12 protein-coding genes are annotated in these 13,237 nt (G+C 61.8%); 4 read left to right on the top strand and 8 right to left on the bottom strand.

What is annotated here, in order from left to right:
* Positions 1 to 74: 74 nt before the first annotated feature.
* The 7 genes from KVG87_RS23620 to exaC form a co-directional block, all read right to left on the bottom strand.
* Positions 75 to 887 (bottom strand): M90 family metallopeptidase, encoded by an 813-nt coding sequence (locus KVG87_RS23620; RefSeq protein ID WP_217852843.1) that lies wholly within the window; start codon positions 885 to 887, stop codon positions 75 to 77.
* Between the two features lie 4 nt (positions 888 to 891).
* Complete coding sequence (locus KVG87_RS23615; RefSeq protein WP_016773001.1) at positions 892 to 1,542, bottom strand: DedA family protein; 651 nt, start codon at positions 1,540 to 1,542, stop codon at positions 892 to 894.
* Positions 1,543 to 1,770: 228 nt separating this feature from the next.
* A complete protein-coding gene (locus tag KVG87_RS23610) occupies positions 1,771 to 2,232 on the bottom strand; it encodes a GNAT family N-acetyltransferase (RefSeq protein WP_016773002.1) in 462 nt (153 codons plus the stop codon).
* A gap of 115 nt (positions 2,233 to 2,347) precedes the next feature.
* The gene (gene eutC, locus KVG87_RS23605) at positions 2,348 to 3,172 is read right to left on the bottom strand and encodes an ethanolamine ammonia-lyase subunit EutC (protein WP_122610987.1); all 825 of its coding nucleotides are present in this window, start codon (positions 3,170 to 3,172) and stop codon (positions 2,348 to 2,350) included.
* A 5-nt stretch (positions 3,173 to 3,177) separates the two neighbouring features.
* Positions 3,178 to 4,572 carry an ethanolamine ammonia-lyase subunit EutB gene (locus KVG87_RS23600; protein WP_217852841.1) on the bottom strand — a complete coding sequence of 465 codons (1,395 nt, stop codon included), beginning with the start codon at positions 4,570 to 4,572 and terminating at the stop codon, positions 3,178 to 3,180.
* A 52-nt stretch (positions 4,573 to 4,624) separates the two neighbouring features.
* Positions 4,625 to 6,076 (bottom strand): ethanolamine permease, encoded by a 1,452-nt coding sequence (gene eat / locus KVG87_RS23595; protein ID WP_016773005.1) that lies wholly within the window; start codon positions 6,074 to 6,076, stop codon positions 4,625 to 4,627.
* Between the two features lie 193 nt (positions 6,077 to 6,269).
* Positions 6,270 to 7,790 carry an acetaldehyde dehydrogenase ExaC gene (gene exaC, locus KVG87_RS23590; protein WP_024014465.1) on the bottom strand — a complete coding sequence of 507 codons (1,521 nt, stop codon included), beginning with the start codon at positions 7,788 to 7,790 and terminating at the stop codon, positions 6,270 to 6,272.
* A 302-nt stretch (positions 7,791 to 8,092) separates the two neighbouring features.
* On the opposite strand from exaC, the gene KVG87_RS23585 reads away from it, so the two are divergent.
* The 4 genes from KVG87_RS23585 to KVG87_RS23570 all read left to right on the top strand — a co-directional run bounded on the left by KVG87_RS23585 (position 8,093) and on the right by KVG87_RS23570 (position 12,459).
* On the top strand, positions 8,093 to 9,991 hold the full coding sequence (locus KVG87_RS23585; RefSeq protein ID WP_217852839.1) for a sigma-54-dependent Fis family transcriptional regulator: 1,899 nt from the start codon (positions 8,093 to 8,095) through the stop codon (positions 9,989 to 9,991).
* Between the two features lie 197 nt (positions 9,992 to 10,188).
* Positions 10,189 to 11,538 (top strand): UDP-N-acetylmuramate:L-alanyl-gamma-D-glutamyl-meso-diaminopimelate ligase, encoded by a 1,350-nt coding sequence (gene mpl, locus KVG87_RS23580; protein ID WP_016773007.1) that lies wholly within the window; start codon positions 10,189 to 10,191, stop codon positions 11,536 to 11,538.
* A complete protein-coding gene (ubiX, locus tag KVG87_RS23575) occupies positions 11,535 to 12,182 on the top strand; it encodes a flavin prenyltransferase UbiX (protein WP_217852837.1) in 648 nt (215 codons plus the stop codon). The genes mpl and ubiX overlap by 4 nt, the downstream gene beginning before the upstream one ends.
* The gene (locus KVG87_RS23570; protein WP_024014461.1) at positions 12,175 to 12,459 is read left to right on the top strand and encodes a YceK/YidQ family lipoprotein; all 285 of its coding nucleotides are present in this window, start codon (positions 12,175 to 12,177) and stop codon (positions 12,457 to 12,459) included. Before ubiX ends, KVG87_RS23570 begins: the two co-directional genes overlap by 8 nt.
* A 130-nt stretch (positions 12,460 to 12,589) precedes the next feature.
* Here KVG87_RS23570 and KVG87_RS23565 read toward each other — a convergent pair whose 3' ends face one another.
* Positions 12,590 to 13,231, bottom strand: a complete 642-nt coding sequence (locus KVG87_RS23565) for an oxidoreductase (protein ID WP_217852835.1) — start codon at positions 13,229 to 13,231, stop codon at positions 12,590 to 12,592.
* Positions 13,232 to 13,237: the final 6 nt, after the last annotated feature.

Raw genomic sequence — 13,237 nt, 5'->3', positions numbered from 1 at the left:
GGATTGACCAAAAAGTGGCGGCGATTATAGGCACATTCCTACGCCGACGCCACGTACCAGAAGTCGTGCAGAGCTTAGTCGTGCGCCTGATAGACCGGGTCTGTGGCCTGAAGTTGCCGCAGTCTGCCCAACGGATCCTGCCGGTAGAAAAGCTGCAGTTGCAAGTAGACCTGTGGATAAGCCTCATGCAGCAGATCCGGGGCGCTGAAGAAGTATTCGCTGGTGACGGCGAAGAACTCCGCCGGGTTCTCGGCGGCATAGGGATCGATGGCGGTTTCGGTGTCGGGATCATGGTCGAGCTGGCGATTGAGGTCGTCGTAAGCGGCCTGCATCACCGTGGCCCAGTCGCTGACGCGCATGTCGGCATGCAGCGGCGGCAGGCCGTTGGCATCGCCGTTGAGCATGTCGAGCTTGTGCGCCAGTTCGTGGATCACCAGGTTGTAGCCTTCCCAGCCACCGCTGGCCTGTACGCCGGGCCAGGCGAGAATCACCGGCCCCTGCTGCCAGGCTTCGCCGCTGTGTTCGCCGTCCCACTCATGCTCGACGCCGCTGGCATCGCGATGACGTTGCGGGCTGAGGAAGTCATCCGGGTACAGCACGATCTCGTGGAAACCCTGGTACCAGTTCAGATCACCGAGATGCAGCAACGGCAACTGTGCTTGCGCGGCGAGCAGCAGGCGCTGTTCCTGATGCAGTTCGACGCCGGGCAGGGCGGTCAGGTGTTTGTCGTCGAGAAACAGCACACAGGCTTCGCGCAACCACTGGTCTTCAGCAGCGCTGATGCCATCGAGGAAGGAGAGTTGATGGCGCACCCGTTGCCACAGGTCGTCGGCAATCGGGTGCCTGGCCAGGAGGCGCCGGCGTCGCCAGGCGCTCAGTGACCACATCGGATCAGTGCGATTGCACTTTGGTGCCGCCGAACCGGCTGCGCACCACGCCGATGATCATCGGCACCAGCGACAGCAGGATGATTGCCACCACCAGTAACGAGAGGTTTTTCTTGATGAACGGCACGTTGCCGAAGAAGTAACCCAGGGTGACCAGACCGCCGACCCAGAGGATGGTGCCGAGCACGCTGAAGCCGAAGAAACGCGGGTACGGCATCCGCGCCACGCCCGCGACGAACGGCGCGAAGGTGCGGATGATCGGCAGGAAACGCGCCATGGTCACGGTTTTGCCGCCATGCTTGTCGTAGAAGTCGTGGGTTTTTTGCAGGTAATCGCGACGGAAGATTTTCGAGTTCGGGTTGCTGAACAGCTTCTCCCCGGCCGTGCGTCCGATCACGTAGTTGGTACTGTCGCCCATGATCGCCGCCAGCATCAGCAGGCCACCGAGCAGCACCGGATCCATGCCGCCGCCGGCCGCCACTGCGCCAGCGATGAACAGCAGCGAGTCACCCGGCAGGAACGGCATCACCACCAGACCGGTTTCACAGAAGATCACCAGAAACAGGATGGCGTAGATCCATGGCCCATAGTTGTTCACCAGCAAATCGAGGTACACATCGAGATGCAGGATAAGGTCGAGCGGGTTGAAATCCATGGGGGCACCTGTATGACGGCCCGACTCGGCAGGCCTGTGCGGATGACTTCGTGTAAGCCTACAGCGGGGTGTAGTTTTTCTTACAAGCCGGAAAGATCGGGATTATACGGTCTGATCGCTGAAAAGCGCGCCGGTTTTGTAGCGGGGAGTGTCGCGAAGTGAGCAATTGTCAGGAAGCGGTTGGCCGTGGCGAGGGAGCGAGCTCCCTCATCACCGAAGCCGTTGGAGTCAGAGCTCGTCGCTGATCGGCAGTACGTAGTTCTTGAACTCGGTGTCTTCCTTGAAGCCGATTGATTCGTAGGTTTTCTGCGCCACTTCGTTGTTCGCGCTGGTCGAGACGCGCATGCGCACGGCCTGGGTTTCCTTGGCCATTTTCTTTGCGGTGCGGATCAGGTTGTCGGCGACCAGTTGCCGGCGCGCATCTTCGGCAACGTAGATGTCGTTGAGAATCCACACGCGTTTGAGCGACAACGAAGAGAAGCTCGGATAGAGCTGGCAGAAGCCCATGAGTTTTTTGTCGTCATCGTCGGCCAGGGCCAGATAGATCACTGACTCTTTGCGGCGCAGGCGTTTTTCGAGGAACGCGCGGGAGGAATCCGGGTAAGGCAGGGAGCCGTAGAACTCGCGATATTTGACGAACAAAGGAGTCAGCAAATCCAGATGTTCGAGGGTCGCTTGAATAATCCGCATGATAGGTCTCGTCTTCAAGTGGCTGTCTTCAACTGCTCTGACGGCGATGGGAAACCCGGGCGGCCGTGCGTCGATCCTGCCTGAAAGCAGCGCAGAAAGGCAATGCGGAAACGGTTCAGGCTGGCGGTGGATCGAGCAGGAAATTGCCTTTCATGTCGACAGCGTCGTCCGCCTCCAATGTGTGCAGTTGAGCTTCATCCTTCAGATTGACCCCCGACAGCTGGCGCCGACAGGCCTCGCGCATCAGATACAGCAAGCGATGCGCCGCCATGCCGTAGCTCAAACCTTCAAGCCGGACATTGGAAATGCAATTGCGATAGGCGTCGGTGAGGCCGACCTTCGGCGCGTAGGTGAAATACAGCCCGAGGCTGTCCGGTGAACTCAAGCCCGGGCGCTCGCCGATCAGCATCACCACCATTTTCGCCCCTAGCAACTGGCCGATCTCGTCACCGATGGCGACGCGGCCCTGTTCCACCAGCACCACCGGCGCCACGGACCAGCCGTCGCCGCTCATCTGCTCTTCCAGGCGCGTTAGGAACGGCAGGGTGTGGCGGTGCACCGCCAGTGCCGACAGGCCATCAGCGACGACCATCACCAGATCGACGCCGCCCGGGTGTTTGCTGGCGTAGTCGCGCAAGGTCTGCGCCGATTCATCGCTGAGCTTGCGCCCCAGGTCCGGCCGTTGCAGATAGGTGTGTCGGTCCGGCGCGGCGCTTTGCAGTGCCAGAGTTTCCCGCCCGCGCTCGCTCAGTTGTGCGCTGATTTCGCTGTGATCGAAGGCCAGGTGCACGGCATCGCGGGCCTGGGCGTGGGCAAACTGAAAATCCAGCTGCGCCCGCGTCGGCAGACTGGTGCCGGTGCGGCCCAGGGCAATGCGTGCCGGGGTCAGGCGGCGCAGTTCCAGCCAGGGGTTTTGCGGATCGACCGGTGGTTTTTCCATAAGACTCATCCCAAGTGCGCCAAGGCCTGGCGGAAGGCCGGCGGCAGGTTGTTGCCGAAGCGAACCTTGCCGTCCGCCTGGGTGAAGATGCCCATGTTGGCCAGCCATTGCTCGAACTCCGGCGCCGGTTTCAGGCCCAGGGTCTGGCGGGCGTACAAAGCGTCGTGAAACGAAGTGGTCTGGTAATTGAGCATGATGTCGTCCGAGCCGGGGATGCCCATGATGAAGTTGATCCCGGCGACGCCGAGCAACGTCAGCAGGGTGTCCATATCGTCCTGATCGGCTTCGGCGTGGTTGGTGTAGCAGATGTCGCAGCCCATCGGCACACCGAGCAGCTTGCCGCAGAAGTGGTCTTCGAGGCCGGCGCGGATGATCTGCTTGCCGTTGTATAGGTACTCCGGGCCGATAAATCCTACGACGGTGTTCACCAGGAACGGCTTGAAATGGCGCGCCACGGCGTAAGCCCTTGTCTCGCAAGTCTGTTGATCGACGCCGTGGTGGGCGTTGGCCGACAGCGCGCTGCCCTGACCGGTTTCGAAATACATCAGGTTCTGCCCGAGGGTGCCGCGCTTGAGACTGAGCCCGGCGTCGTAGCCTTCCTGCAGCACGTTGAGGTTGATGCCGAAACTGGCATTGGCCGCCTCAGTGCCGGCAATCGACTGGAACACCAGATCCAGCGGCACGCCACGGTTGATCGCCTCGATCGAGGTGGTGACGTGGGTCAGCACGCAGGCTTGGGTCGGGATGTCGTAGCGCTGGATGATCGCGTCGAGCATCTCCAGCATCGCGCAGATCGAAGCGATGCTGTCAGTGGCCGGGTTGACCCCGATCATCGCATCGCCGTTGCCGTAGAGCAGGCCGTCGAGAATGCTCGCGGCGATGCCGGACGGCTCGTCAGTCGGGTGGTTGGGTTGCAGGCGGGTCGACAGGCGCCCGCGTAAACCGAGGGTGCCGCGAAATTGGGTGACCACGCGGATTTTCTGCGCGACCAGCACCAGATCCTGCACGCGCATGATTTTCGACACGGCGGCGACCATTTCCGGGGTCAGGCCGGGTGCGAGGGCGCGCAGGCTGGTTTCGTCCGCCGCGTCACTGAGCAGCCAGTCACGAAAGCCGCCAACGGTCAGGTGACTGACCACGGCGAAGGCTTGCTTGTCGTGGGTGTCGATGATCAGTCGAGTGACTTCATCGGCTTCGTAGGGAATCAGCGCTTCCTGCAGGAAGTGGGTGAGCGAGATGTCCGCCAGGGCCATTTGCGCGGCCACCCGTTCGCCGTCGTTGAGCGCTGCGATCTCGGCGAGAAAATCCCCCGAGCGGGCGGGGCTGGCCTTGGCCATGACGTCTTTGAGGCTGTCGAAGCGGTAAGTCTGCGCGCCGACCGTGTGAGCAAAACTGGCCATTCAGCGTTCTCCATGACGGCGCAGAATGCGTCTGCGCCGTGGTTTTCGACAATCAGTGCAAGGCTTGTTCAGCTTTTTGAATCGCCGCGAATTCTTCTTCCGGCGTGCCTGCTACCAAGTGATGCCGACTGTAGAAAGCAAAGTAAGCAATTAACACTCCATAGATGATCGCCGCGCCGATCACCACCCGTGGATCGACGAGGAAGCCCGCCACCACGGCGATGCACGCCAATACCAGCGCCACACCCGAGGTGAAAATGCCGCCCGGCGTGCGGTACGGCCGGTCCATTTTGGGGCGACGGATGCGCAGGGTGATGTGCGCGGCCATCATCAGCACATAGGAAATGGTCGCGCCGAACACCGCGACCAGAATCAGCAAATCGCCCTGGCCGGTCAGCGACAGACCAAAGCCGATGATGCCGGGAATCACCAGAGCCAGCACCGGTGCCTTGCTCTTGTTGGTCTGCGACAGTTTGCGCGGCAGGTAACCGGCCCGCGACAGCGCGAAGATCTGGCGCGAGTAGGCGTAGATGATCGAGAAGAAACTGGCAATCAGCCCGGCCAGACCGACGAGATTGACGAAGCTGCCCATCCAGGTCGAGCCACCGTAGGCCTTGCTCAACGCTTCGACCAATGGATTACCGGAGGTCAGCAGCGAATTCGCACCGGCGCCGCCGGGGCCGACGATCAGAATCAGCAGGGCAAACATCAGCAGCACCAGCATCGCCCCGATCAGGCCACGCGGCAGGTCGCGCTTGGGGTTTTTGGTTTCTTCGGCGGCCAATGGCACGCCTTCAACGGCAAGGAAAAACCAGATCGCATAGGGAATTGCCGCCCATACGCCGACATAGCCGAACGGCAGAAACGCACTGGCGCCGACCGCAGTGGTCACCGGGATGTCGAGCAGGTTGGCGACGTCGAAGTGCGGCACCATCGCCACCAGAAACACCCCCAGCGCCAGCGCGGCGACGGCGGTGATGATGAACATCAGCTTGAGCGCTTCGCCGACCCCGAAAATATGGATGGCGATGAAGATGATGTAGAACGCCAGATAAATCATCCAGCCGCCAATACCGAACAGCGACTCGCAATACGCACCGATGAACACCGCGATGGCAGCGGGGGCGATGGCGTATTCGATGAGGATCGCGGTGCCGGTGAGAAAACCGCCCCACGGTCCGAAAGCACTGCGGGCGAATCCGTAGCCGCCGCCAGCGGTGGGAATCATTGAGGACAATTCGGCCAGGGAAAAACACATGCACAGGTACATGGTCGCCATCAGCAGCGTGGCCAGAAACATGCCGCCCCAGCCACCCTGGGCGAGGCCGAAGTTCCAGCCGGCGTAATCTCCGGAAATCACATAAGCGACGCCGAGGCCCACCAGCAGCACCCAGCCGGCGGCGCCTTTTTTCAGTTCGCGTTGTTGGAAGTAATCGGTGCCGACTTTTTCGAAGTCGACGGAGGAGCCGGTCGCCGGAGCGCCGGCCGGGGATTCGCTTGGCATAGGGTTCACCATTTTTATTGTTTTATTGGCCTGGCTACAGCCAGGCCATTGGGTTGAATGGCACAACGCTTTCGCGAGCAGGCTCGCTCCCACAGGGGATTGCGTACGACCATGAATCACCTGTGGGAGCGAGCCTGCTCGCGAAGACAATCCAGAGGGCGAAGCAGTAAACACCTGCCTCACCCCGTCTGGATCAGAAGAATCCCAGCGGATTGATGTCGTAGCTCACCAGCAGGTTCTTGGTCTGCTGGTAATGGTCGAGCATCATTTTGTGGGTTTCACGCCCGACGCCGGACTTCTTGTAACCGCCGAATGCTGCATGCGCCGGATACAGGTGGTAGCAGTTGGTCCACACGCGACCGGCCTTGATCGCCCGGCCCATCCGGTACGCGCGGTTGATGTCGCGGGTCCACAGGCCGGCGCCGAGGCCGAACTCGGTGTCGTTGGCAATCGCCAGGGCTTCGGCTTCGTCCTTGAAAGTGGTGATGCTCACCACCGGGCCGAAGATTTCTTCCTGGAACACGCGCATCTTGTTGGTGCCCTTGAGCAGGGTCGGCTGGATGTAATAACCGGTGGCCAGGCTGCCCTCGAGTTTTTCCACCTTGCCGCCGGTCAACAGTTCCGCGCCTTCGCCCTTGGCGATTTCCAGGTACGAGAGGATCTTGTCGAATTGCTGCTCCGACGCTTGGGCGCCGACCATGGTGTCGGTGTCCAGTGGGTCGCCGCGTTTGATCTGGCTGACTTTCTTCATCACGGCCTGCATGAATTCGTCATAGATCGATTCCTGCACCAGTGCGCGGGAAGGGCAGGTGCACACTTCGCCCTGGTTGAAGAACGCCAGCACCAGGCCTTCGGCGGCTTTTTCGATGAAGCTCGGCTCGGCCTGCATGATGTCTTCGAAGAAGATGTTCGGCGACTTGCCGCCCAGTTCCACGGTCGACGGAATGATGTTTTCCGCTGCGCATTTCATGATGTGCGAGCCGACCGGGGTCGAGCCGGTGAAGGCGATCTTGGCGATGCGCTTGCTGGTCGCCAAGGCTTCGCCGGCTTCTTTGCCGAAGCCCTGCACGACGTTGAGCACGCCCGGCGGCAGCAGGTCGCCGATCAGTTCCATCAGCACGCAGATGCCCAGCGGGGTTTGCTCGGCAGGCTTGAGCACCACGCAGTTACCGGCGGCCAGCGCTGGCGCAAGTTTCCACGCGGCCATCAGCAGCGGGAAGTTCCACGGAATGATCTGGCCGACGACGCCCAGCGGTTCGTGAATGTGGTAGGCCACGGTGTTGCCGTCGATTTCCGCAGCGCTGCCTTCCTGAGCGCGCAGGCAACCGGCGAAATAACGGAAATGGTCAGCGGCCAGGGGGATGTCGGCGTTGAGGGTTTCGCGGATGGCTTTACCGTTGTCCCAGGTTTCGGTGATTGCCAGCAGTTCGAGATTCTCTTCGATGCGGTCGGCGATTTTCAGCAGGATCAGCGAGCGCGCCTGCACGGAAGTGGCGCCCCACGCATCGGCGGCGGCGTGGGCAGCGTCCAGCGCCTTGTCGATGTCTTCGGCGGTGGACCGGGGGAATTCGGCAATTGGCTGGCCATTGACTGGCGAGGTATTGGTGAAGTACTGACCTTTGACCGGCGCGACGAATTCGCCGCCGATGTAGTTACCGTACTTGCTCTTGAACGAGACTTTGGCGCCGTCGGTACCGGGGTGGGCGTAACGCATGATGATGTTCTCCTTGGCTTTGTACTTATTAGAGAAACGCGCAAGTGCGCTTGCTTTAAGCGTAGAGCAAGGCTCGGGCCACTGCCGTGCAGGTCAGGCAAATCAAGGGCTTGGCCGGTTTGTCTCGGACGAATGGAGTGGCGCTGTGACGGTTTCGGTACAGCACGGGTGACAGTTTGTACCGCTTGCGACACAGCCCGTGACCGGGCGGTCTTGCCAGCATTGCAATGCCGGGGCCGCTGGAGGATGCTGGGCGTCACCTCATGCTTTGGGCCATCGCGCCCCGGGGAGAACAATAAGAAATGCACGACAACCATTTGAGTCGCCATGCCCGCCAGGTTCTCACCGTCACCCAGGGCAAACCGCACCTGCACGGCCCCGGCGCCGATCCATCGATCGCCCGTTCGTGGCTGCGTTGCCTTGAGGACTATCACCTCGATCCTTCTGTGACCATCGCGCCGACCGTGCTCGAGCATGGCCGAGTGCTGGAAAGTCGCGAACGTCTGCAACAAGTGCTGCAAATCGCCGGCACCGAGATGAGCAGCCTGCATCAGCAACTCTCCGGTGCCGGCCATGCGGTGCTGCTGACTGACGCGCGCGGTGTGATCCTCAATTGCGTGACCGCGCCGGCCGAACGGAAGATTTTCGAGCGCGCCGGTCTCTGGCTCGGCGCTGACTGGAGCGAAGCCTGCGAAGGCACCAACGGCATCGGTACCTGCCTGGTCGAGCGTCAGGCGCTGACCATTCACCAGGACGAACACTTTCGCGGCCGCCACACCGGGCTGACCTGTTCGGCGAGCCCGGTGTTCGATCCCCATGGTGAACTGCTGGCGGTACTCGATGTGTCTTCGGCGCGGCCGGACGTCTCGCGGCAGAGCCAGTTCCACACTATGGCGCTGGTCAATCTGTCGGCGAAGATGATCGAGAGCTGCTATTTTTTGCGCTGTTTCGACAACCAATGGTTGCTGCGTTTTCATCTGCAGGCCGAGTCCGTCGGCCTGTTCAGCGAAGGGCTGCTGGCGTTTGACGGCGAAGGGCGGATCAGCGCAGTCAACCAGAGCGCGCTGAACCTGCTCGGGCATATTCGCGGTGGTTTGCTCGGTAAACCGGTGGAAGCGTTTTTCGATTGTTCGCTGGATGACCTGCTCGGGCGGGCGAGTGCCAACGCCAGCGCCAGTTGGCCGCTGCGCACCCGTGATGGCCGGCATCTGTTTGCCGTGTTGCGCGGCGAATCGCGCAAGCCGACGGCCATCGTTCCAACGCCAATCGCTGCTCCAGCGCCACGCCTGTCCGGCATCTGCCTCGGCGATGAAGCGTTGCAGGCGGAATTTCGCAAAGCCCTGCGCGTGTTCGAGCGCGACGTGCCGCTGTTGATCAACGGCGAAACCGGCTCGGGCAAGGAGGCGTTTGCCAAGGCTGTGCACCAGGCCAGCCAGCGCTGCGGCAATGCTTTCGTCGCACTCAATTGCGCGGCCATTCCGGAAAGCCTGATCGAGAGCGAATTGTTCGGTTATCGCGGCGGCAGCTTCACCGGCGCGCGCAAGGACGGCATGCGCGGCAAGCTGCAACAGGCCGATGGCGGCACCTTGTTCCTCGACGAAATTGGCGACATGCCACTGGCGTTGCAAACGCGTTTGCTGCGAGTGCTGGAGGATCGGCAAGTAGTGCCGATTGGCGGTGAACCGCAAGCGGTAGACGTGCGCATCATCAGTGCGACGCACCGCAATTTGCTCGAACGAGTCGAGGACGGCAGTTTCCGTGAAGACCTGTATTACCGCTTGAACGGGCTGGAAGTGGCGTTGCCGGCGTTGCGTGAGCGCAGTGATAAATCGCAGTTGCTGGATTTTCTCCTGGCCGAGGAGGCGGGAGGCGAAACGATTCTGATCGACGAAGCGGCGCGGCAGGCGTTATTGGCATTCAACTGGCCGGGCAATGTGCGGCAGTTGCGCAATGTCCTGCGCACCCTGGCGGCGTTGTGTGATGGCGGCCGGATCGGGGTTGAGGATTTGCCGGTGATGATTCGGCAGGCGCGGCCGGTGGTTGTGGCGGCGCAGCCATTGGAAGATGCCGAACGACTGGCCTTGCTCAGTGCGCTTGAGCAGACGCGCTGGCATATGACCCATACCGCTGAACAGCTGGGCGTCAGCCGCAATACGCTGTACAGAAAGCTTCGCAAGCACGGCATCGCTCGCTCTGCCTGACCGACCTGATCGTTCCCAGCTCCGCGTGGTAACGCCTCCCCGGACGCTCCGCGTCCGCTTTGGGACGCAGAGCGTCCCGTGCTGCATTCCCACGCAGAGCGTGGGAACGATCAGGTCGAACAGGCCCGCCCCTCAGCTAAAGAGTGCCATTTCCCCCTCCCTACGCTAACCTGCGGCCATGTTTTACGAGGTCGACTATGCACATTCATATTCTGGGTATCTGCGGGACTTTCATGGGCTCGATGGCGGTGTTGGCCAAAGAGCTGGGCCATCACGTCACCGGCTCCGACGCCAACGTCTATCCGCCGATGAGCACACAGCTCGAGGCCCAGGGCATTCAGCTGACGCAGGGTTATGACCCGGCGCAGCTCGATCCGGCGCCGGATCTGGTGGTAATCGGCAATGCCATGTCCCGTGGCAACCCGGCGGTGGAATATGTGCTGAACAAAGGCCTGCCGTACGTCTCCGGCCCGCAGTGGCTGGCTGACCACGTGCTGCAAGGTCGCTGGGTATTGGCCGTGGCCGGTACGCATGGCAAGACCACCACGAGCAGCATGCTTGCCTGGGTGCTGGAACATGCCGGCATGAGCCCGGGTTTCCTCATCGGCGGCGTGCCGCAGAATTTCTCGGTGTCGGCACGCCTGGGCGGTACGCCGTTTTTTGTGATCGAGGCTGACGAATACGACAGCGCGTTCTTCGACAAGCGCTCGAAGTTCGTCCACTACCGTCCGCGCACCGCGATCCTGAACAACCTTGAATTCGATCACGCAGACATCTTCCCCGATCTGCCGGCCATCGAACGTCAGTTCCACCACTTGGTGCGAACCATCCCGAGCGAAGGGCTGGTCATCCACCCGACCACCGAGCCAGCGTTGCAGCGCGTGATCGAAATGGGCTGCTGGACGCCGGTGCAAACCACCGGCGCCGGCGGTCAGTGGCAGGTCAAGCTGCTGAGCGAGGACGGCTCGGCGTTCGAAGTGATGTTCGAAGGCGTGTCCCAGGGCACCGTCGAGTGGGAATTGACCGGTCAACACAACGTCGCCAATGCCTTGGCTGCTCTGGCCGCAGCGCGTCACGTTGGCGTGGTGCCGTCCATGGGCATCGCCGGTTTGAGCGCGTTCAAGAACGTCAAACGACGCATGGAGAAAGTCGCCGAGGTGCGCGGCATCACCATTTACGACGACTTCGCTCACCACCCGACCGCCATCGCCACCACGCTTGATGGCCTGCGCAAACGCATCGGCGACGCGCCACTGATTGCGATCATCGAGCCGCGCTCCAATTCGATGAAGCTCGGCGCCCACCGTGACGGTCTGCCGGACAGCGTGGTCGATGCCGATCAGGTGATCTGGTACGCCCCGGCCAACCTCGGTTGGGACCTCGGCGCCACCGCCGCATTGTGCACGGTGCCGTCGATTGTCAGCGATTCCCTGGAAGGCATCATCGAACGCGTGAAGAGCCAGGCGCAGCCCGGCACTCACGTGGTGATCATGAGCAACGGCGGCTTCGGCGGCCTGCACGGCAAGCTTGCCGAGGCACTGCAATGAACACCTTTTCCCAGGCCGGCGGACCGGAACGCATCACCCTGGCGATGACCGGCGCCTCGGGCGCGCAGTACGGCTTGCGCCTGCTCGATTGCCTGGTGCGCGAGGATCGCGAAGTGCACTTCCTGATCTCCAAGGCCGCGCAACTGGTAATGGCCACCGAGACCGACGTGTCGCTGCCGAACAAACCGCAGATGATGCAGGCCTTTCTGACCGAATACACCGGCGCCGCTGCCGGGCAGATTCGCGTGTATGGCAAGGAAGACTGGATGTCGCCGGTGGCTTCGGGCTCCGGCTCGCCGGCAGCCATGGTGGTGGTGCCGTGCTCGACCGGCACGCTGTCGGCGATTGCCACCGGCGCCTGCAACAACCTGATCGAACGCGCGGCGGACGTCACCCTGAAAGAGCGCCGTCAGTTGATTCTGGTGCCGCGCGAGGCGCCGTACTCGAGCATTCATCTGGAGCACATGCTCAAGCTGTCGAATATGGGCGTGACGATTCTGCCGGCCTCGCCGGGCTTCTATCACCAGCCGCAGACTATCGATGATCTGATCGACTTCGTTGTGGCGCGGATCCTCAATCTGCTCGGCATCCCGCAGGACATGCTGCCGCGTTGGGGCGAGCATCACCTGAGCAGCGATGAATAAGCTGCTGGTACTTGTGCTGGCGCTGCAATTGGCTGGATGCGCTACCGTGCGCACCCTGGATGCAGCCAAACCCGGCGCACCGGTGGTGTACGCCGGGACGCGGCTGGATTTGTATGCGTTGAACGGCGGCTGCTGTGCGATGGACCGGTTCGGTGCCGAAGCGCCGAGCTATCCGGGCGTGGACCTGCCGGCCAGTGCGCTGCTCGATACGCTGTTGTTGCCGTTGTCGTTGCTCACCGTGATTGGCGTAGGTTTTCAAGCGACTGGTGGATTGTAGTGACTGATCGTTCCCACGCTCTGCGTGGTAACGCATCCTGTGACGCTCCGCGTCACGCTTTTTAGGACGCAGAGCGTCCATAGCTGCATTCCCACGCAGAGCGTGGGAACGATCATCATGGGCGGATGGATTATTTGCCTAACTTGCGCAGTTCATCCGACTCGATCACCCGCACCCCATCCTGTTCTTCCAGCGCCAGGCGCCACATCGCTCGGGCCAACTGGCACGCTTCGATGCCGTGGTATTTCCCCGGAATCAGCTTCGACAATGGCCCGGCCAGTTGCTCGACCAAGCGTGGTTCGGTGCGTTCGCCAAGCAACAGCGAAGGCCGGCAAATGGTCAGCTGCGGCCAGTTCTGCGCGCGCAGCGCCTGTTCCATTTCACCCTTGACCCGGTTGTAGAGCACCGAGGAATTCGGATCGGCGCCAATCGCACTGATCACGATCAGATGCCGCGCGCCCATCTCCCGGGCGCGCTTGGCAAACGCCACGACCATGTCCAGATCGACTGCGCGAAAGGCTTCTTCGGAGCCGGCCTGTTTGATCGTGGTACCGAGGCAGCAGTAGGCGATATCGACCCGGCCACTGAGTTGCGGCAGAAACGCTTGCGGGTCGCCGACCGGGTTTTCCAGATGGGGATGCTCGGCCAGCGGCCGGCGCGAAGGGGCGAGGACACGGGTAATGGTTGGTTCGTTGAGCAAACGGTCGAGCAGATGTTCACCGGTCAGTCCGGTGGCTCCGGCAAGCAATACGTGCTGAGGCGTCAAGTACATAGTGTC

This window comes from Pseudomonas siliginis (assembly GCF_019145195.1).
GTDB lineage: Bacteria > Pseudomonadota > Gammaproteobacteria > Pseudomonadales > Pseudomonadaceae > Aquipseudomonas > Aquipseudomonas siliginis.
The sequence above is the reverse complement of the archived record's forward strand: the minus strand, read 5'-3'. Positions and strand labels throughout refer to the sequence as shown.